Below are 18,863 nucleotides of genomic sequence, written 5' to 3'. Positions count from 1 at the left end.
ATCAAGATACAGGCGCAACGTAACCTGTCAGATCTGACAGGTAGGACCGTTTTTTCTAGACCGAATGGATTGGTTGAAGTGGCTGTTTAGATCGAAGGATAAATCGTTATCCAAAAAAAGGCCGGGTCGTCTGGGAGACGGCCCGGCCTTTTCGTCAGCGAGGGAGGTGTTTACTGCACTTCCACCGCCAGGCTCTCACTGATCTTTTGCTGCCAGATCGCAGGACCGGTGATGTGTACCGACTCGCCCTTGCTATCGACCGCAACGGTCACAGGCATGTCTTTGACGTCGAACTCGTAGATCGCTTCCATGCCCAGTTCGGGGAAAGCTACCACTCGGGATTTCTTGATGGCTTGTGCCACCAGGTAAGCCGCGCCGCCGACCGCCATCAGGTAAACGGCTTTGTGGTCCTTGATCGCTTCGATCGCGGTAGGGCCACGCTCGGATTTGCCGATCATGCCCAACAGGCCGGTTTGTTCGAGGATCTGACGGGTGAACTTGTCCATCCGCGTCGCGGTGGTCGGGCCAGCCGGGCCAACCACTTCTTCGCGCACCGGATCAACCGGGCCGACGTAGTAGATGAAGCGCCCTTTCAGATCCACCGGCAGGGTTTCACCCTTGTTCAGCATCTCGACCATGCGCTTGTGCGCAGCGTCGCGACCGGTGAGCATTTTGCCGTTGAGCAGGACGGTTTCGCCCGGCTTCCAGCTCTGCACTTCTTCCGGCGTCAGGGTATCGAGGTTGACACGACGGGCCGATGGACCGGCTTCCCAGACGATTTCCGGGTAGGCGTCCAGCGGTGGCGCTTCCAGCGAGGCCGGGCCGGAACCGTCGAGCACGAAGTGGGCGTGACGGGTGGCAGCGCAGTTGGGGATCATGCACACCGGCAACGAAGCGGCGTGGGTCGGGTAATCCATGATCTTCACGTCGAGCACGGTGGTCAGGCCACCCAGGCCCTGGGCGCCGATGCCCAGTTGGTTGACCTTCTCGAACAGCTCCAGGCGCATCTCTTCGATACGATTCTGCGGGCCGCGTGCTTTGAGCTCGTGAATGTCGATGGATTCCATCAACACTTCCTTGGCCATGACGGCGGCTTTCTCGGCGGTGCCGCCGATGCCGATGCCGAGCATGCCTGGTGGGCACCAGCCGGCGCCCATTTCCGGAACGGTCTTGAGCACCCAGTCGACGATCGAGTCGGACGGGTTGAGCATGGCCATTTTCGACTTGTTCTCGGAACCGCCGCCCTTGGCCGCCACGTCCACTTCCACGGTGTTACCCGGAACGATGGAGTAGTGGATAACGGCCGGGGTGTTGTCCTTGGTGTTTTTACGAGCGCCCGCCGGGTCGGCGAGGATCGAGGCACGCAGGACGTTTTCCGGCAGGTTGTAAGCCCGGCGCACGCCTTCGTTGATCATGTCGTCCAGGCCCATGGTGGCGCCATCCCAACGCACGTCCATGCCCACGCGCACGAACACGGTGACGATACCGGTGTCCTGGCAGATCGGGCGGTGGCCGGTGGCGCACATGCGCGAGTTGATCAGGATCTGCGCCATGGAATCGCGGGCTGCCGGCGATTCTTCACGCAGGTAGGCCTCGTGCATCGCCTGGATGAAATCCACGGGGTGGTAGTAGGAAATGAATTGCAGGGCGTCGGCAACGCTCTGAATCAGGTCGTCTTGCTTGATCACGGTCATGAGTCGCGCTCCTCTAAAAGACGGGAACATTCAATAAGGTGCCTGCGGCTTGGGTGCATCGGTCGGTCGCAGACACCTTTCAAGGCACGCCGGGCATGCTGGCGCGACGCTAAAAAGGCGCGGCAGTATACCGCGCCTCGGTGGCGGGCACATCCGTTGACAATCAAACGTTGGTCGCATAGGTCGGGAGGTTCTGATCGCCAGTTATCGCACGACGCGGACCTGTAGCAGCCTCGCAAGCCAGGCTTCGCCAGCGGCTACAAGGAATGCAGCAAGGCTCGGCTCCTATGGAAGCGGGTCATGGCTTTGACGCCAGTTTTCTGCCCCAAAAATTGAATGGTCATTTATCAGACACGCCACTAAAGTGGCATCCGGCCTGTAGAGTAGGACACTCGATCAGCCCCCTTTCCCACGGTGAATCAACGATTGACCCATAACGCCATCCAGCGGCTTTTGCTCAAACGCTTTGCCCTCGCAGCTGGCACCTACGCCCTGGCTTTGCTGCTGCTGTGGCTGGCGTTTTTCACCGGTCACTACCAAGAGTCCGTCACCGGCATGGCGATCGGCAGCGCGTTGGTGGTGCTCAGTCAGGCGGCGTTGTTCGCGGTGTTCTCCAGCGGCCGCAATCTGCGCTTTTCCGACCCGAGCCTGACCGAAGTGCAAATACTGCTGGGGCTGGGTTGGCAAACCTGGCTGATCGCTCATCTGGACGAGGCGCGCGGTGCGTTTCTGGTGTTTTACCCGCTGATTCTGTTGTTCGGGTTGTTTCATCTTTCGCGCACGGCCTTTGTGCGCTGCGCGTTGCTGGTGTTTTTCAGTTTCAGCGCCATCACCTTGTGGGAGGGCTACCACTTTCAGCTGCCCGACCCGACGCTGGCGCTGTTGCAGGTGTGCGTGCTGTTTGTGGTGCTCGCGTGGCTGGTGCTTTACGCCCGTTACGTGCAGATGTCGCGCCAGCGTATGCGTCAGCGGCGGTTCGCCTTGCAGGCGCATCAAGACACCTTGCGCGGAATGATGCGCCAGCTCGAAGGCCTGGTGGCGACCGACGAACTCACCGGGCTGTTTAACCGCCGGCATTTCCTGCGCCTGGCCTCCCGCGAGTTGAACGCCATGGAAGCCGACGTGGTGCATGGCCTGGCGTTGATCGACCTCGATCACTTCAAGCGCATCAACGATGTTCATGGCCATGCCGCCGGCGATCAGGTGTTGCAAGCGTTCGCCGGGGTGGCCACTGCCTGCCTGCGCGATGGCGATATTCTGGCCCGCTATGGCGGTGAGGAGTTCGTGGTGCTGTTGCCCGATTGCGATCCCGAACGTCTGACTGCTTGCTGCGAACGGTTGCGCATTGCGTTCATGGATGTCGAATTGGTCGGTCTGGAGATCGCCCACCTCAGCCTGTCGGCGGGTATGACGTTGTTGGCGCTTGGCGACGATCTGGATGATGCCTTGCACCGCGCCGATCAGGCGCTGTATCGCGCCAAGCGTGACGGCCGTAACCGTTGCGCGGCGGCCTGGGAGAATGTCGATGCCTGAGTTACGGGTCGGCGAACGCCAATGGACAGTGGCGGCAGGGAGCAACCTGCTCGATGCCCTGAATCAGAACGGCGTGTCGGTGCCCTATAGCTGTCGCGCCGGCAGTTGCCATGCCTGCCTGGTCAAATGTGTCGAGGGCTTGCCCAGCGACAGTCGTCCCGATGCCTTGAACCATGAGCAGCGCCAGCAGGGTTGGCGGCTGGCCTGTCAGTGCCAGGTGGTCGACGATCTGCAAGTCGAAACCTTTGACCCGCTGCGTGATGGGCTTGCTGCTCAGGTGGCCGCCAGCGATTGGCTGAGCCCCAGCGTGTTGCGTTTACGCCTGACCAGTGAGCGGCCGTTGCGCTATCAGGCGGGGCAGCATCTGGTGTTGTGGGCGGGCCAGGTGGCGCGGCCGTATTCTTTGGCCAGTCTGCCGGAAGAAGACCGCTTTCTGGAGTTCCACCTCGATTGCCGCCAACCGGGGGAATTCAGTGATGCGGCGCGTTGCTTGAAAATCGGCGATCCGATCCGCCTCGGCGAGTTGCGCGGCGGGGCGTTGCATTACGATCCGGACTGGCACACCCGACCGCTGTGGTTATTGGCGGCCGGTACCGGTCTGGGGCCGTTGTTCGGTATTTTGCGCGAAGCATTGCGTCAGGATCACCAGGGCGCCATCCGTGTCATTCATCTGGCCCATGATGCGGGTGAGCATTATCTGGCCAAACCCCTGCAAGCCATGGCCGACGGCCGGGAAAACCTGACGGTCGAGCTGTGGACCGCGGCCGAGTTGCCCGCGGCTTTGGCGCAACTGCGCCTTGTTTCGCGGCAAACCCTGGCCTTAGTCTGCGGGGCGCCCGACAGCGTCGACGCCTTTGCCCGGCGCCTGTACCTGGCCGGTTTGCCGCGCAATCAACTGCTGGCGGATGTCTTTCTACCCCGTGGTTGAGCGCTGATCGTTTAACGACGCGAGACTCACCATGCCCGATGCCATCCAGTTTGAACGCGAGCGCGGCCTGCTGACCCTGCGCATCAATCGCCCCGAAAAGAAAAACGCCCTGACTCGCGCCATGTACAGCCAATTGGCGGAGGGCTTGCGGCTTGCCGACAGCGATCCCGACATCAATGCGGTGCTGATCACCGGCAGCAGCGGCTGCGTTCGCCGGAAGCGATGGCGGCGTTGTCGGGGATCAACAGAGCCTGACACGCCGATCATTCCCACGCTCTGCGTGGGAATGCCTCAATGGACGCTCCGCGTCCGCTCTTGGGACGCGGAGCGTCCCGGGCTGCATTCCCACGCAGAGCGTGGGAACGATCACTAAAAAGCCCCGCCATTCACATGGCGGGGCTTTTGTATTTCAGCGAGGGATCACTCAGACCATCGGGTCGCCAACGTGCAGGATTTTCATCCCGTTGGTGCCGCCGGTGGTGTGGTAGCTGTCGCCCTTGGTCAGGATGACCCAGTCGCCTTTCTCCACAACGCCGCGTTTGAGCAACTCGTCGATCGCGGCCTGGCTGACTTGCTCAGGCGGCAAGGACGCCGGGTCGAACGGTACGGTGTAGACACCACGGAACATGGCCGCGCGGGCCTGGGTTTCGCGGTGCGGGGAGAACGCGTAGATCGGCACCGAGGAACGGATGCGCGACATGATCAACGGCGTGTAGCCACTTTCGGTCAGGGCAATGATCGCCTTCACGCCCGGGAAGTGGTTGGCGGTGTACATGGCCGCCAGCGCGATGCTCTGGTCGCAGCTTTCGAAGACCTTGCCGATGCGATGGCTGGAGGTCTTGCTGGTCGGGTGCTTTTCAGCGCCGATGCAGATGCGCGCCATGGCCTGTACGGCTTCCAGCGGGTACAAGCCGGCGGCACTTTCGGCCGAGAGCATCACGGCGTCGGTGTAGTCGAGCACGGCGTTGGCTACGTCGGACACTTCGGCGCGGGTCGGCATCGGGTTCTGGATCATCGACTCCATCATCTGGGTCGCGACGATCACAGCTTTGTTATGGCGGCGTGCGTGCAGAATGATTTTCTTCTGAATGCCCACCAGCTCGGCGTCGCCGATTTCCACACCCAAGTCACCACGGGCAACCATCACCGCGTCGGAGGCTTTGATCAGGCCGTCGAGGGTTTCGTCGTCGGCCACGGCTTCAGCGCGTTCGATCTTCGCCACCAGCCAGGCAGTACCGCCGGCTTCGTCGCGCAGTTGACGGGCGTATTCCATGTCGGCGGCGTCACGCGGGAAGGACACCGCGAGGTAGTCGACTTCCATTTCCGCAGCGAGCTTGATGTCGGCCTTGTCTTTTTCAGTCAGGGCCGGTGCGGTCAGGCCGCCACCGCGACGGTTGATGCCTTTGTGGTCCGACAGCGGGCCGCCGATGGTCACGGTGCAGTGCAGCTCGGTGGCGGTGGCGGTATCGACGCGCATGACCACACGGCCGTCGTCGAGCAGCAGCTCGTCGCCCACGCCGCAGTCTTTCACCAGGTCCGGGTAGTCGATGCCGACCACTTGCTGGTTGCCTTCGGTCAACGGATGGCTGGTGGAGAAGGTGAATTGATCACCGATCTTCAGCTCGATCTTTTTGTTGGCGAATTTGGCGATACGAATTTTCGGGCCTTGCAGGTCACCCAGCAGGGCGACGAAGCGGCCGTGCTTGGCAGCGAGGTCACGCACCAGTTTCGCGCGAGCCTTGTGCTCGTCGGGGGTGCCGTGGGAGAAGTTCAGACGGGCGACGTCCAGGCCAGCCAGAATCAGCTGTTCGAGAACTTCCGGCGAGTTACTGGCCGGGCCAAGGGTAGCGACGATTTTGGTACGACGGACGGACATGCAAAGACTCCTGAGTTCAAGCGCCAGCAGAGGCTACTATGGTCTTTGGGTGTAGTCATTGTTCGTATGCACTACTTAATGCTTTCTTTATTGAACCCCGACAACTTTGCAGCAACATCCTGAAGATTTCCGACAACGGGTCGATACAGAGCGCAAGACAGGAGATCCCCCATGCGATTCGTGCCCATTGCCGCCCTTGCCCTCAGCGTCCTCAGCGTCACGGGCTGCACCCGTTGGTCGATGAACCATCATCTGAATAATGCCTACAGCGCCTATGACCGTGGCAACTGCGAGCAAGTGATGCTCGAACTGTCCAAGGTCGAGCGCGCCAGTCGCGCGCGGCCTTATGTGTGGCCGGAAGTCTCGATGATGCGCGGCCAGTGCCTGGAACGGCAGAAGCTGTTTATTGATGCGGCCCAGACTTACCAGTTCATAATCGCGTCCTACCCGCAAAGCGAATACGCCTACCGCGCCCGTGCCCGTCTGGAAACCTTGCAGAGCCTGGGTCATTACCCGACCCGCAGCGCGGCAACAGTGGCGCGCCCCACCCGGTTCTGATTGGAGGGCGCCTTATACGGCTGGCTGACCGGCGGGGGTGAGCTATAGTCGAATAGATCGGTTTAGAGCCTTGCCTCTAATTCGAGGTAACACCTGTGATCGGCAGCAGTAAGCGACAGCGGAGGGATGGACTGTCGCACCAGGATCGGGGAGAGCGCGGCTTATGCCTATAAAACAATAGAGCAGGCGCGTTCCGAAGCATTAGTGCGGCCCTGCTTAAGGGCCTTGCATGGCGAATGACCCATGTACACTGACCGCCGGATCGAGCGGCATCAACTGCCGTATTTTCTCAAAGTGTTCAACAGCGTCACCGACAAGCCTATTGGCTTTCTGGGCAATCTGTCCCAGGACGGGCTGATGTTGATCAGCCAGTTGCCGATGATGGTGGGCGCTGATTTTAATCTGCGCCTGAAAATCCCCATGGACGGTAACTGTCAGCAGGTGATCGACCTCAACGCCTGTTGTCTGTGGTGCCACGAAGACGCAACTCCCCACCACTATGACGCCGGGTTCAGCCTGCAACGGGCACCGCCGGAGTATGGGCAACTGGTCGAGGCATTGAAGCAGTACTTTAGTTTTCAGCCGTTGCCTGCTTCGGCCTGAAGTTTGCGGCGCCTTCACAATCGCCATCGCGGGCAAGCCCGCTCCCACCGTTTCGGCGGTGTTCACCTATCGTGTGTTCACCGAAGATCCCTGTGGGAGCGAGCTTGCCCGCGATGGCGTCAGACCAGATGGCCAAACCCTAAAGGCTAGGTCGGTTTAATCGCCCGCTCGATATCCAGCGACCTCTCCGCCAGCATCAACCCCATCTCACTCATCTGATAAATCGCCATCGCCAGATGCCGCTGCTTGTCGTCCAGGCTTTCTGCCAGGTCGAGCAGCAAAATGCTCACCGAGGAAAAGGTTTCATAGGTCTGGATGATGAGGGCTTCGGGGTTTGCATCAGGTACGACGGTGAACATCTTCATGGATCGTTCCTCGGTGGTGCGTTCTTCGGCAAAGCACGGTTTAGTGTTTTCCCGTTTGAGATAGTGATCTAGGGCCCTGTCGGCAGCTTCGTGGAGTTTTCTCGAGTCGAGGGTGCTGTAGGGCGAACGGGAGGTGGTTTTGAGTAGGTTGGGGCGGGGCGTTATCACGGTTAACTCCTTGTTGGGGCTGCCACCGATTCGGAAATAACGAAGGGCGGCGGCGACAGGAGAACCTTATGTCGGGACGGACACCACCCACAATCAGACTGGGTCGCTGATATTTGTAGGCAGAGGCGCTTCATTCTGTAGTCATTTGCGCGGTTATTTGAGAAGCCTGAGGGAGAGTACAACAAGCAAATACTGGCCATGAACGTCAGTTTTTACACAGCAGAGCTTATTGCCCCTCGTTATTGCACGATCAGGAACATCGGGTAATACCTAGGAGAAACTACAAATATTGAAGGTTAGCTAGCCATTAGAATCAGGCCTTTTTGGAGTCTGTGATTCTTGAAAATCGGTGGAGATAGAAATAAGTGCCAAAGAGATAAAGTCTTGGTTTGCATCTAGCGTTTGTAAGGCACACCGGACGTTATCCGCTATTTCGGCAGCCCCTTGCTGCGCCACCCAATTCGATAGTTCCTCTACAGCGGCACGCAATGCCAGTTGGTTCTCATTGATCTGCGTTAGCATTGAAGCGAATAGTTTTGTCTCGTCCATGATTGATTCCTGTGATAGAGCTATCAGATTCTTGGGGGGGCTGCTTCTCGTAATTACTCCGGGATGAGAGCTAGTCGTACGTGTTCGCACATCATATTCATATGGAGTCCTGACATGACTACTTTATATGCGATTGGCCATTACATCGTTCCAGCTTTTTTCCATCCCAAATACCGCGTCACCATCTCGGCTCCCAGTTCTGAGGGCCGAGCATCCAGCACCGGAATTCCATGAGCACTCAACCGCTCATGGAGCTCTGCCCGTACATTCATATAATCCACTGTTCCGCAATAGGCCAGCGCCTCGGGCAATGTTTGTATCGGTGCGTGCCGCAGACTGTCGAGCACCTCTTCGCGCAGGCTGCCCACCAACACCCGATGCTGACGGCTCAGCCGTTGGACGGCGGCAAGCAGTTCTTCGTCATCTTCATCCCTCAGGTTGGTCACCAGCACCACCAGTGCCCGGCGTTTTTGTCTCGCCAATAACTGGTTGGCGGCGGCCAGATAGTCGGCGGGGTATTGTGTGCTGTCGAGATCGTAAACGCTGTTGAGCAACACGTTGAGTTGACCAGTGCCTTTGACCGGAGCGAGGTAGCGCGGCTGATGGCTGGCGAAGGTGCTCAGTCCCACCGCATCGCCTTGGCGTAGCGCGACGTAGCTGAGCAACAGGCAGGCATTGAGCGCATGGTCGAAGTGCGACAACTCATCGTCCTGGCTACGCATGCGTCGGCCGCAATCGAGCATGAAGATAATCTGTTGGTCGCGCTCGTCCTGGTATTCACGGGCGATGGGTGTGCGTTGCCTGGCTGTGGCTTTCCAGTCGATCTGACGCAGGCTGTCGCCTTCTCTGAACTCGCGTAGCTGATGAAACTCCAGACCCAACCCGCGACGCTGCCGTTGGCGTACACCGAGTTGGCTGAGCCAGTTATCCACCGCCAACAGTTGCCCACTGTAGAGCCGGGCGAAATCGGGGTAGACGCGGGTGTTGTCGATCACGTTTAACAGGCGTTTGTCGGACCACAGGCCCATTGGACTTGGCAGGCTGATTTCGCAGCGTTCGAAGGTGAAGTGGCCGCGTTTCAGGGGGCGCAAACGATAGCCGATCTGGCTGTGCTGACCGGGTTGAAGTTCGACCGACAAGGGCAGGTGCTCGAGGTCCAGGCCGTTCGGTACATGGTCGAAGATTTGAATGTTCAATGGCTGGGCAAAATCATGCGTGATCTCCAGTCGCACTTCGCCCCATCGACCGAGCGCCAGGCTGCCGGGCATTTGCCGTTGTACGTGGGGCGAGGGCAGGCGTTTGAGGCGGGTGGCGTCGAGTATCGCCAGCGCCGGCAGTGCAAGCAGCAATCCCCAGTTGATCGATAAAAGGCTCGATGGAATCGGGATGTCCAGTGCCCGTAATGCGCCGAGCACGATGCCGATGGCCAGCAGCATTGCTAGCCAGATCAGCAGCAGGCGCGTGGGTTTCATCGGCGCATACCTTTTGTGGCGAGGGAGCTTGCTCCCGCTCCAGTGCGCAACACTGGCAAGCTCTTCGTCCTGTCAGAAATGTCGGGGCCGCTTCGCAGCCCAGCGGGAGCAAGCTCCCTCGCCACAGGGGTGATCCGCATGACGGTGTTCACAGCCGAGGCGCCGGCACTTGGTCGAGCAGTTGCTTGAGCACCTGATCGACTTCCAGCCCTTCGATGTCCAGCTCCGGGGCGATGCGCACACGGTGGCGCAGAACGGCCAGCGCGCAGCCTTTGATGTCGTCGGGAATCACGAACTCGCCGCCGCGCAACAAGGCCCGGGCCCGGGCGCAACGTACCAGCGCGATTGACGCGCGAGGCCCGGCGCCGAGGGTCAACCCCGGCCAGGTCCGGGTGGTGCGGGCCAGGCGCACGGCGTAATCGAGTACCTGATCGTCCATTGGCAGATCACTGGCAATGCGCTGCAAGGCCAGCACGTCCTTGGCTTGCAACACGGTGCGCAATGGTTGCACGTCGAGCATGTCGGCCCGGGTCGAGCGGCTGACCTGGCGCACCATGTTCAATTCCTGCTCGGCATCGGGGTAGTCCATGCGCACCTTGAGCATGAAGCGGTCGAGCTCGGCTTCCGGCAACGGGTAAGTGCCTTCCTGTTCGATGGGGTTTTGCGTGGCGAGCACCATGAACGGTTGCGCGATGGGCAGGGCACGGCCTTCGAGGGTGACCTGGCGTTCCTGCATGGCTTCGAGCAGCGCCGCCTGGGTTTTCGCCGGGGCGCGGTTGATCTCGTCGGCCAGCAGCAGGTTGGTGAACAACGGCCCTTTGCGCAGTTTGAATTGCTCGGTTTGCAAGTCGTACACGGCGTGCCCGGTGACGTCGCTGGGCATCAGGTCTGGGGTGAACTGGATGCGCGCGTATTCACCGCCGAAGCAGCGAGCGAGGGCGCGTACCAACAATGTCTTGCCTAAACCCGGCACGCCTTCGAGCAGTACATGGCCGCCGGCGATCAGGGCGGTGAGCACATCGTCGATCACGATGTTCTGGCCGATCACGGCTTTTTGCAGTTCCGTCCTTACCGCTTGGGCCAACTGGCTGGCGCGCTGGCGCTGCTGGGCGGCGTGGGTCTGGGTGCCGGGCTCGATCTGTTCACTCATAAGGCGTTCCTCAAGATTTGCAGGTGGGCGACCTGACGGCTGAATTCAGCGCTGGGCAGCCGCTGCTTCGGTCGCGGGCTCATGGCTTGGCTGATGGCGCGTGTGGGTTGGCCAGTCAGGCGTGCGATCACCAGCCATTGTTCGGCGACGCCTAGCTGTTCAAAACCGGGATGACGGTGACGGACACGGCGCAGGATGTCTTGCTGCAAGGCTTGCAACAGGCTGTGCTGACCGTTGTGACGGAGCATGAAATTGGCGCTGGCATGCAGGTGTTCCTGAAGCTGGCGGCGGGCTCTTGGGGCCGGCTCCAGCAACGGGCCGTTGCGCACGCCGACGTGCCAGAACCCGAAAACGATCAAGGCGATCAGGGCCACCAAGGCTTGTGGAAAGTAGCGCCACAGCAAGGTCAGCAAGCTGTCGTGATCGGTATTGAACAGCAAGGTCACGTCTGTGTCGGCCGTCAGGTACCACAGCAGCCAGGCGTTGTCGTACTGGTCGATGGCCGGGGTTTTCCAGAGGTCGGCGTCGGTGACCACGGTGATCGAGCCCAGCCCGTGACTCAGCTGCATCATGTGCGTGGCCTTGCCGCTGTTGGCCCAGGCCTGGGCGAGGTTTTTCGGGTCGTCGAGGTGGAACGCGGTGTCGAAGGTGACGTAAGCCGGCGCCTCTTCGTTCTCCAGGTAGAGCTTCGTCAGTTTGGGGTAAGGGTCGTCGCCAGGATCGGGCGGCGGTTCCTTGAGGTCTTTGCTCAGGGACTGGTGCACCTGCACCCGGTCGAGCAGCAGGTCATTGCTCTGACCGGTCTTCTCATCCCATAGGGCTTCGGCGACGAATAAAAGACGTCCACCGGCCCGGGTCCAGTTCAACACTTGATTCACCTGTCGTGGCGACATGTTCGACCGATCGCCGAGCAACAACAAACTGCGCTGATGGGGCTCGAGGCTTGGCAAGATGTCGAGGCTGTTGGCGTGGCTGACAGTCAGGCCCTGTTTACGCAGAAAATGCTCGGCCGCCAGATAGGGGTTGGCCTGGGCTTCGGGGGACGGGCCGTGATCGATTTCTGCTGGATAGGGTATGGCCTTGAAATACAGGTAAACACTCAGCGCGCCCACCAGCAGGGTGATGAACGCACCGACCGAAAGCCACAAACGCCGGTTCAACGGATCGCTCCGGGGCCGAATAACGCGCGCCAACCGTCACAGAGTTCCTGCTGCAAATGCGCCGGTGGCAGGCGATGCCCGTAGGCCATGTTCTGCCAGTGCCCGGTGAGGTTTTTACTGAAGGCCAGCAAGGCAGGTTGTTGCAGTTGTTCAACGCGCTGAAGAACTTCGCCTTCGGTGTCGGCGGGTTTGAGCGCCATGTTGAAGTCGTGCAGCAAATGGCTGAGCAGGGCGCGATAGAGCAGTCCGAGGGCTTCACGGGGATGGGTCTGCCAGAGGCTTTCGGCGCTGGCTGCGATGTCGGCGGGCAGGGTTTCACGGTTGAGGTCCAGGCCGAACGCCTGCTGCGGTAATGGCCGTGCGAGTTTGCGATTTAACGTGGGGCGGCGGCTGACGAAGGCCTGCAGCCAGTCGCGGTAACGCCAGATCAACAGCCCAATGGCGCCGATCACCGTGCCCCACAGCAACACTTCGATCAGGCTGGCCAATGCGCCAAAGCGTTGGCTGTCCAGCAAGCTGAACAGCGCCTTCAGCCAGGCGGGCGTTTGACCATTGCCCGCAGTGTCGGAGGCGGGTTTGTCTTCGCCAAAGCGATAGCGCGTGACCGTTTCCTTGTTCTTGAAGGGGGGCTGATCGAGGATGGCCTTGATGCTGTCCCGGGACGCCTGGCTGGTCAGTGGCTGGTCCAGTAGACGCGCAGAGTCCGGTGAGAAAACCGGTTCGGCGGCCCAGACGCTTTGCGCCGTCGGCACCAGCAGGATCGCGGCCAGCAGCAGCGTGACAACCGTGCTGGTCAAGCGTTGGCGCAATCGGCGAAACACCAGCTCGATATCCCAGGCTTCCAGCCGCGTGCGCCGGTTCAGATAAAGGCTGAAACCGCAGGCCACATAGGTCGGTTCCCAGACAATCAGCACCAGAACGTAAAAGGTATTGGTCAGGTGTTCCAGCCAGAGCCAGTCTTGGGTGGCGGCGGTAATCAAGGTCTGCCAGCCCCAGTCGAGTTCGACCTGTTGCGGCAAGAGCATGTAGAACAGCACCATCAAGCCGATCCACAGCGCGGTTTCCAGATGCACGCCGATGATCGTCAGCCACCGGGCGGCACCCGCGTTGCGTTGCAGCAACACGCGCAAACGTTGTTGGCGTTCTTCGCCCGCCAGACCTTCGAGTTGCACCACCGGCATCAGAAAACTGCGGCTCAGGCTCAGGCGGCGCCAGGTCAGGCTGGCCAGCAGTTGCGGTTTGAGCAGGTGCGGCCATTTGCGCAGGGCCTGTTTCAGCGATGGCGTTTCGCCGAACATGGCTTTGGACAGGATATACAGCGGCAGCCGATCGAACGCCGGTTTGAGCCACCAGAACAGGAACACGGCGAGGGAGGGCGAATCCCACAGCAGTAAGGTGAGCAGGGCGAAGATCGGCAAGGTGACGATGGCCCAACTGGTCATCAACAGGCGTCGATGGCGCTGACTCAGCAGCACGCCCAGGTCCATGGCTTCCCAGGTCGTGCGCGGGCGGATCACCACACTGGCATCACTCAGGCGCATGGCGAGTCCGTCCGGCGAACAGTAGATAAGTCGCCACTAGTATCCAGAGCGCTGCGCCGACCAGGTATTTGGTCAGCGGCGTGAGCCCGGTCCGCGACGACCAGTAGGCTTCGATAAACGCCGCAATCAGCAGAAACAGCATGACCCCGCAGATCAGCAACACGCTCTTGCGCGCCGCCAGCTGCAGGGCTTCGGCGCGGAGCAAGCGTCCCGGCGCGATCAAGGCCCAGCCCAGTTGCAGTCCTGCGGCACCGGCCAGGGCGATGGCACTCAGTTCGAAGGCACCATGGCCGATCACGAACGACCAGAAGGTTTGCCCATAGCCGATATGCGTCAGGTGCCCGGCCACCGCGCCGATCATCAACCCGTTGTAGAACAGGAAAAACGCGCTGCCCAGGCCAAACAGCAAACCGCTGGCGAAGGTCTGAAAGGCGATGCCGATGTTGTGCATGATGTAGTAACCGAACATCACCCAGTCTTCGCTGGCCGCCCGCTCTGCCAAGCGCCCCAGATGACCGGCGTCGGGGTCGTACATGCTTTGCATCTCACTGACCTGCTCGGCCGGGATGAGGTTGTAGACCAGCTCCGGGAACAGATACACCAGCAACGCGAAGCCGATCAGGCTGCCAAAAAACAACAGGCTGGCGGCAAGGACGAAACGCCACTGCTCACGCACCAGTCGCGGGAAATCGGCGAGGATGAAACTCAACACGTTGGCACCCAGTTGACTGCGATGCCGATAAAGCTGTTGATGCCCGCGCAGGACCAGTTGCTGCAATGAATCGATCAGGAAACTGCTGTAGCCGCGCTCCTGAGCCAGGGCCAGGTGTTGGCAGATCCGTCGATAATCGCTAGGGAAACTGGCGACTCCAGAGGCGCCCCTGTCTCGTTCCAGCCGTTCAAGCATGAGTGCAAACTGCTCCCATTCGGCTTGGTGGCGACTTTCGAACAGGCTTTGCTTCATGTGGGCCCCAACAGTCCACGGGCGATGCCGCTGAGTTCGGTCCTCGCCTGTGACTTCGATACCTGCAACGGTTGCGCGAGTATCGAGGCGAGCTCGTTGGCCCGCGCCTCGGAGAGTTCACCCTGGCGTTCGGCAAAGCCGAGGATGGCGCGTTGCTCGGTCAGCGTCAGGGCGAAGGCTGCGCGCTGCGGCGGGACATCGGGCAGTTGGGGGCGGGTGAGCGGTTGTTCGCGGTAGATCACCAGTGTACCGGCGGCCAGGTCGCCGAGGCGTTTGAAGGTGGGATGTTGCAGGCAGCTGATTGCCCCGAGAAAGTAGCCGAACGGCAACATGTCGACAAATCGCAGCAGGTTGCGCAGCAAGGACGCGGACCAGCCGATCGGCGTGCCATCGTCATGCACCACGCGCAACCCCATCCATTGCTTGCCCGGCGAGCGGCCTTGATTGAGCACCTCGAACAGCACCATGTACCACCAACTCACCACGAACAGCAGAATCGAACCCAGCCCGGCACCGAGTTTTCCCAGAAACGCCAACACAATAAACAGCAGGCCCAGAATCAACCCACGCAGGCCCAGGTCGATGGCGAATGCCAGCGCACGTACCATCAACCCGGCCGGGCGCAGCGGCAAGTCGATGCCTTCGGGCGTTTCGACGTGATACCGCGTGTCCAGTGGCGGGGGCAGCGTCGCGTTCCCTGGCAGTGCTGTGGTCTCGAGCATGGGCAACCTTGATGTGGCCTGGTCCGTCGGATGCTAGCAGCCTCTCGGGGGGAAACGACATAACTATGTAGTGCACGGTGCGTGGTCAGAAATGATTGAATAACAAGATTTCTGGTCGGGGCGCCATAGGTGCGCCTAGACTTCGCCGGTCTTCAGTTCAGGAACAACCCGTGACCTCGATCTTCTGGTACGACTATGAAACCACTGGCATCAACCCCCGTTGCGATCGCCCGCTGCAAGTGGCGGGGATTCGCACCGACTTCGATCTCAATGAAATAGACGAACCGGTCAACCTTTATTGCCAGCCCAGTGACGACATCCTGCCTCATCCGGCGGCGTGCGCGATCACCGGAATTACGCCCGCGCGCCTGGCCGAGCAAGGTTTGAGCGAAGCCGATTTCATGACACGGGTTCATGCCCAGCTCGCGGCGCCCGGCACCTGTGGGGCCGGGTACAACACGCTGCGTTTTGACGACGAGATGACCCGTTACAGCCTGTATCGAAACTTTTTCGACCCCTACGCACGGGAGTGGCAGGGCGGCAACAGCCGCTGGGACCTGATCGATGTGGTGCGCGCGGCTTATGCCTTGCGTCCCGATGGCCTCGTCTGGCCCAAGGACGACGAGGGGCGAGTCACGCTCAAACTCGAACGTCTGACTGCCGCCAATGGCATCGATCACGGGCATGCACACGAGGCGCTGTCGGATGTGCGCGCCACCATCGCCCTGGCGCGCCTGATTCGGGAAAAACAGCCGAAGTTGTATGACTGGCTGTTTCAATTGCGCAGCAAACAAAAGGTCATGGATCAAATTCGGTTGTTACATCCGATGGTGCATATTTCCGGGCGCTTTTCGGCGGCCCGCAACTATGTGGGTGTGGTGCTGCCGTTGGCCTGGCATCCACGTAATCGCAACGCGCTGATTGTCTGTGACCTGCACCTGGACCCTCAGGGGTTGCTCGATCTGGATGCCGAGACGTTGCGTCAGCGGCTCTATACCCGACGTGATGACTTGGCCGAAGGCGAGCTACCGGTGCCGCTCAAGCTCATACACATTAATAGGTGCCCGGTAGTAGCGCCTTTGTCCGTACTTCGTCCTGTAGATCAGCAACGTTTGGGGCTGGATATGGCGCTCTATCACGAACGAGCGCTGCGGCTAAGTGACGCACAACAAGTTTGGCGAGACAAAGTGTCGGGCATTTACGCCAGCGACGATTTCTCCCCGAGTCTGGATCCCGAGCAACAGTTATACGACGGTTTTATTGGTGATCGGGATCGGCGTCTATGCGAGCAAGTCAGAACCGCTGATCCTGCGCATTTAGCACAAGAGCAATGGCCTTTCGATGATGAACGTTTGCCTGAATTATTGTTTCGTTATCGAGCACGCAACTTTCCCGAAACGTTGAGTTTCGAAGAGCAAGAGCGCTGGCGAATATTCTGTCAGAAACGTTTGACTGCACCTGAGTGGGGCGCACCCAATACCCTGGGAAGTTTTCTGACAGAGGTTGCCCAATTGATGACTAGTGCTACATCGTTTCAGCGAGAGGTTCTGGATGAATGGCAGAATCATGTCCAGGTATTACGCAACCGTTTGAGTCTTTGAAATCGAAAATACTCTGCGCTTGAATTCCAGGCATAAAAAAACGCCAGCATTTTGCTGGCGTTCTTTTGGTCGCGGATCAGTCTGCGACACGCTTGCGGCTTAGCCCAGCAGGGTAGCCCAGCCTTCAACCACGTCACCGCCCCACTTGGCTTTCCACTCTTTCAGAGTTTTGTGGTTGCCACCTTTGGTTTCGATGACTTCGCCGTTGTGCGGGTTTTTGTATTGTTTAACTTTGCGAGCACGCTTGGTGCCGGTAGTTTTTACTGCGCCGCCACGTGGAGCCTTGGTTTTGGACTCTGGATCCAATAATGCGATGATGTCGCGCAGGGATTTAGAGTATTCGCCCATCAAGGTGCGCAGTTTGCCTTCGAATTCCAGCTCGGTTTGCAGTTTGTCGTCTTGGGACAGATTCTTCAAACGGGCTTGCAGCTCTTTGATAGCTTCTTCGGTGGCGCGGTATTCGTTGATCAAGGACATGAGGACTACCTTATGTTGGGCGCTGGATGGCAGGTGACAGTGCGACAATAATAGTCAGGGTGTTTCATCAAGTAAACATTTAACCGGAGTTTTATTTAAATTAGTTGCGGAATAGGACACACATTCGAGTGGCAGTTAAATAGCGTCACAAATATTCACAGTTGACCTCTTGAAGATTGCCCACAAGAACACCATCGCGTGGGGCGGCGTGGTGCTTGCAGAACCTGTACCGGACCTACGGCCAAGGCCACACGTCATCAATACTGCAGTTTTGCTGCGCAATCGCTAGAATGGCGGCCTTTGCGAAGTTCTGGAGTTTCCCCCTCATGCGCACTTTTCGGCTGGTGATTGCTTGCCCGGACCGCGTCGGCATCGTTGCTAAAGTCAGTAACTTTCTGGCGTCACATAACGGCTGGATCACTGAAGCGAGCCATCACTCGGATAATCTCAGTGGCTGGTTCTTCATGCGTCACGAAATTCGTGCCGATTCGTTGCCTTTCGGTATCGAAGCCTTTCGTGAAGCGTTTGCACCGATTGCCGAAGAGTTCTCGATGGACTGGCGCATCACCGACACGGAGCAAAAGAAACGTGTGGTGTTGATGGCCAGCCGTGAGTCCCACTGCCTGGCCGATTTGCTGCACCGCTGGCACAGCGACGAGCTGGACTGTGAAATCGCCTGCGTGATTTCCAACCACGATGATTTGCGCAGCATGGTCGAGTGGCACGGTATTCCTTACTACCATGTCCCGGTCAACCCACAGAACAAGGAGCCGGCCTTCGCCGAAGTTTCGCGTCTGGTCAAACAGCACGAAGCCGAAGTGGTGGTACTGGCCCGTTACATGCAGATTCTGCCGCCCGAGTTGTGCCGCGAATACGCCCATAAAGTCATCAATATTCACCATAGCTTCTTGCCGTCTTTCGTCGGCGCCAAGCCATATCATCAGGCGTCTATGCGCGGTGTGAAATTGATCGGCGCCACTTGCCATTACGTCACTGAAGAGCTGGACGCCGGTCCGATCATCGAGCAAGACGTGGTGCGTGTGAGTCACAGCGACAGCATCGAAGACATGGTGCGCTTCGGTCGTGATGTCGAGAAAATGGTGCTGGCCCGTGGTCTGCGTTATCACCTGGAAGACCGCGTGCTGGTGCACGGCAACAAAACCGTCGTGTTCTGATAGCCGCTGTTGATCGTTCCCATGCTCCGCGTGGGAACGCATCCTGTGACGCTCTGCGTCACCTCCCGCAGCAGACGCGTAGCGTCGAGGGCTGCATTCCCACGCAGAGCATGGGAACGATCCGGGTAAAGAGGGACATGATCATGGCTGATCCACTGGACAAAGCCGTTTCCAAGGCGCCCGCCACATTGGGTGAGGGTTGTCTGAGTCGATACGATCCGGATGACCTGAGCCCTGAAGATGGCACGGAGTTTCCTGGTGCCGCCGAGTTGTGGGAGCAGATGCAGGACGATTCCGACGATACAGCCGAGGGCGCCTGAAAAGATC

General features: G+C 59.5%; 18 protein-coding genes and 1 pseudogene. 8 read left to right on the top strand and 11 right to left on the bottom strand.

What is annotated here, in order from left to right:
* Positions 1-170 precede the first annotated feature (170 nt).
* The gene (locus tag MMG91_RS14945; protein WP_305446672.1) at positions 171-1,694 is read right to left on the bottom strand and encodes a fumarate hydratase; all 1,524 of its coding nucleotides are present in this window, start codon (positions 1,692-1,694) and stop codon (positions 171-173) included.
* A 426-nt stretch (positions 1,695-2,120) separates the two neighbouring features.
* On the opposite strand from MMG91_RS14945, the gene MMG91_RS14940 reads away from it, so the two are divergent.
* From MMG91_RS14940 to MMG91_RS14930, 3 genes and pseudogenes are all read left to right on the top strand, one after another.
* A complete protein-coding gene (locus MMG91_RS14940) occupies positions 2,121-3,227 on the top strand; it encodes a diguanylate cyclase (RefSeq protein ID WP_310660022.1) in 1,107 nt (368 codons plus the stop codon).
* Positions 3,220-4,155 carry an iron-sulfur-binding ferredoxin reductase gene (locus MMG91_RS14935; RefSeq protein WP_310660021.1) on the top strand — a complete coding sequence of 312 codons (936 nt, stop codon included), beginning with the start codon at positions 3,220-3,222 and terminating at the stop codon, positions 4,153-4,155. The genes MMG91_RS14940 and MMG91_RS14935 overlap by 8 nt, the downstream gene beginning before the upstream one ends.
* 31 nt (positions 4,156-4,186) lie before the next feature.
* Positions 4,187-4,363: pseudogene (locus MMG91_RS14930) on the top strand (enoyl-CoA hydratase-related protein); the annotation flags it as partial.
* Between the two features lie 216 nt (positions 4,364-4,579).
* On the opposite strand, the gene pyk reads toward MMG91_RS14930, so the two are convergent.
* On the bottom strand, positions 4,580-6,031 hold the full coding sequence (gene pyk / locus MMG91_RS14925; protein ID WP_223490694.1) for a pyruvate kinase: 1,452 nt from the start codon (positions 6,029-6,031) through the stop codon (positions 4,580-4,582).
* Positions 6,032-6,202: 171 nt separating this feature from the next.
* Between pyk and MMG91_RS14920 the strand changes: the two genes are divergently transcribed.
* Positions 6,203-6,589, top strand: a complete 387-nt coding sequence (locus MMG91_RS14920) for a tetratricopeptide repeat protein (RefSeq protein WP_310660020.1) — start codon at positions 6,203-6,205, stop codon at positions 6,587-6,589.
* Between the two features lie 243 nt (positions 6,590-6,832).
* Positions 6,833-7,192, top strand: a complete 360-nt coding sequence (locus tag MMG91_RS14915) for a PilZ domain-containing protein (protein ID WP_310660019.1) — start codon at positions 6,833-6,835, stop codon at positions 7,190-7,192.
* Between the two features lie 146 nt (positions 7,193-7,338).
* Here MMG91_RS14915 and MMG91_RS14910 read toward each other — a convergent pair whose 3' ends face one another.
* The 8 genes from MMG91_RS14910 to MMG91_RS14875 form a co-directional block, all read right to left on the bottom strand.
* Positions 7,339-7,725 carry a DUF6124 family protein gene (locus MMG91_RS14910; protein WP_310660018.1) on the bottom strand — a complete coding sequence of 129 codons (387 nt, stop codon included), beginning with the start codon at positions 7,723-7,725 and terminating at the stop codon, positions 7,339-7,341.
* A gap of 300 nt (positions 7,726-8,025) precedes the next feature.
* A complete protein-coding gene (locus tag MMG91_RS14905; RefSeq protein WP_305446666.1) occupies positions 8,026-8,274 on the bottom strand; it encodes a hypothetical protein in 249 nt (82 codons plus the stop codon).
* A 140-nt stretch (positions 8,275-8,414) separates the two neighbouring features.
* On the bottom strand, positions 8,415-9,746 hold the full coding sequence (locus MMG91_RS14900) for a DUF58 domain-containing protein (protein ID WP_310660017.1): 1,332 nt from the start codon (positions 9,744-9,746) through the stop codon (positions 8,415-8,417).
* A 148-nt stretch (positions 9,747-9,894) separates the two neighbouring features.
* A complete protein-coding gene (locus MMG91_RS14895) occupies positions 9,895-10,896 on the bottom strand; it encodes a MoxR family ATPase (protein WP_310660016.1) in 1,002 nt (333 codons plus the stop codon).
* Entirely contained in the window at positions 10,893-12,056 is a 1,164-nt protein-coding gene (locus MMG91_RS14890) for a DUF4350 domain-containing protein (RefSeq protein ID WP_310660015.1), read from the bottom strand. The genes MMG91_RS14895 and MMG91_RS14890 overlap by 4 nt, the downstream gene beginning before the upstream one ends.
* Positions 12,053-13,597 (bottom strand): DUF4129 domain-containing protein, encoded by a 1,545-nt coding sequence (locus MMG91_RS14885; protein ID WP_310660014.1) that lies wholly within the window; start codon positions 13,595-13,597, stop codon positions 12,053-12,055. The genes MMG91_RS14890 and MMG91_RS14885 overlap by 4 nt, the downstream gene beginning before the upstream one ends.
* A complete protein-coding gene (locus MMG91_RS14880) occupies positions 13,584-14,561 on the bottom strand; it encodes a stage II sporulation protein M (RefSeq protein WP_305446633.1) in 978 nt (325 codons plus the stop codon). The genes MMG91_RS14885 and MMG91_RS14880 overlap by 14 nt, the downstream gene beginning before the upstream one ends.
* Positions 14,558-15,283 carry an RDD family protein gene (locus MMG91_RS14875; RefSeq protein WP_310660013.1) on the bottom strand — a complete coding sequence of 242 codons (726 nt, stop codon included), beginning with the start codon at positions 15,281-15,283 and terminating at the stop codon, positions 14,558-14,560. The genes MMG91_RS14880 and MMG91_RS14875 overlap by 4 nt, the downstream gene beginning before the upstream one ends.
* A gap of 170 nt (positions 15,284-15,453) precedes the next feature.
* On the opposite strand from MMG91_RS14875, the gene sbcB reads away from it, so the two are divergent.
* The gene (sbcB, locus tag MMG91_RS14870) at positions 15,454-16,884 is read left to right on the top strand and encodes an exodeoxyribonuclease I (RefSeq protein ID WP_310660012.1); all 1,431 of its coding nucleotides are present in this window, start codon (positions 15,454-15,456) and stop codon (positions 16,882-16,884) included.
* 99 nt (positions 16,885-16,983) lie between these two features.
* Here sbcB and mvaT read toward each other — a convergent pair whose 3' ends face one another.
* Positions 16,984-17,361, bottom strand: a complete 378-nt coding sequence (mvaT, locus tag MMG91_RS14865; RefSeq protein ID WP_007933316.1) for a histone-like nucleoid-structuring protein MvaT — start codon at positions 17,359-17,361, stop codon at positions 16,984-16,986.
* Between the two features lie 326 nt (positions 17,362-17,687).
* Here mvaT and purU point away from each other — a divergent pair, with 326 nt between their 5' ends.
* Both purU and MMG91_RS14855 read left to right on the top strand, forming a co-directional pair.
* Positions 17,688-18,536 carry a formyltetrahydrofolate deformylase gene (gene purU, locus MMG91_RS14860; protein WP_305446631.1) on the top strand — a complete coding sequence of 283 codons (849 nt, stop codon included), beginning with the start codon at positions 17,688-17,690 and terminating at the stop codon, positions 18,534-18,536.
* A 143-nt stretch (positions 18,537-18,679) separates the two neighbouring features.
* Positions 18,680-18,856 (top strand): hypothetical protein, encoded by a 177-nt coding sequence (locus MMG91_RS14855; RefSeq protein WP_305446630.1) that lies wholly within the window; start codon positions 18,680-18,682, stop codon positions 18,854-18,856.
* Positions 18,857-18,863 lie beyond the last annotated feature (7 nt).

Source organism: Pseudomonas sp. JL3 (assembly GCF_031570575.1).
GTDB classification, from domain to species: domain Bacteria; phylum Pseudomonadota; class Gammaproteobacteria; order Pseudomonadales; family Pseudomonadaceae; genus Aquipseudomonas; species Aquipseudomonas cucumis.
Note: the sequence above shows the minus strand (reverse complement) of the source record. Positions and strands in the feature narration are given on the sequence as shown.

What these genes read in the sequence shown, in the direction of transcription:
- MMG91_RS14885 (WP_310660014.1), bottom strand. Translation starts at nt 13,597, where the DNA reads ATGCGCCTGAGTGATGCCAGTGTGGTGATCCGCCCGCGCACGACCTGG.
- MMG91_RS14935 (WP_310660021.1), top strand. Translation starts at nt 3,220, where the DNA reads ATGCCTGAGTTACGGGTCGGCGAACGCCAATGGACAGTGGCGGCAGGG.
- purU (WP_305446631.1), top strand. Translation starts at nt 17,688, where the DNA reads ATGCGCACTTTTCGGCTGGTGATTGCTTGCCCGGACCGCGTCGGCATC.
- MMG91_RS14875 (WP_310660013.1), bottom strand. Translation starts at nt 15,283, where the DNA reads ATGCTCGAGACCACAGCACTGCCAGGGAACGCGACGCTGCCCCCGCCA.
- mvaT (WP_007933316.1), bottom strand. Translation starts at nt 17,361, where the DNA reads ATGTCCTTGATCAACGAATACCGCGCCACCGAAGAAGCTATCAAAGAG.
- MMG91_RS14895 (WP_310660016.1), bottom strand. Translation starts at nt 10,896, where the DNA reads ATGAGTGAACAGATCGAGCCCGGCACCCAGACCCACGCCGCCCAGCAG.
- MMG91_RS14880 (WP_305446633.1), bottom strand. Translation starts at nt 14,561, where the DNA reads ATGAAGCAAAGCCTGTTCGAAAGTCGCCACCAAGCCGAATGGGAGCAG.
- MMG91_RS14920 (WP_310660020.1), top strand. Translation starts at nt 6,203, where the DNA reads ATGCGATTCGTGCCCATTGCCGCCCTTGCCCTCAGCGTCCTCAGCGTC.
- MMG91_RS14855 (WP_305446630.1), top strand. Translation starts at nt 18,680, where the DNA reads ATGGCTGATCCACTGGACAAAGCCGTTTCCAAGGCGCCCGCCACATTG.
- MMG91_RS14915 (WP_310660019.1), top strand. Translation starts at nt 6,833, where the DNA reads ATGTACACTGACCGCCGGATCGAGCGGCATCAACTGCCGTATTTTCTC.
- MMG91_RS14945 (WP_305446672.1), bottom strand. Translation starts at nt 1,694, where the DNA reads ATGACCGTGATCAAGCAAGACGACCTGATTCAGAGCGTTGCCGACGCC.
- pyk (WP_223490694.1), bottom strand. Translation starts at nt 6,031, where the DNA reads ATGTCCGTCCGTCGTACCAAAATCGTCGCTACCCTTGGCCCGGCCAGT.
- MMG91_RS14900 (WP_310660017.1), bottom strand. Translation starts at nt 9,746, where the DNA reads ATGAAACCCACGCGCCTGCTGCTGATCTGGCTAGCAATGCTGCTGGCC.
- MMG91_RS14905 (WP_305446666.1), bottom strand. Translation starts at nt 8,274, where the DNA reads ATGGACGAGACAAAACTATTCGCTTCAATGCTAACGCAGATCAATGAG.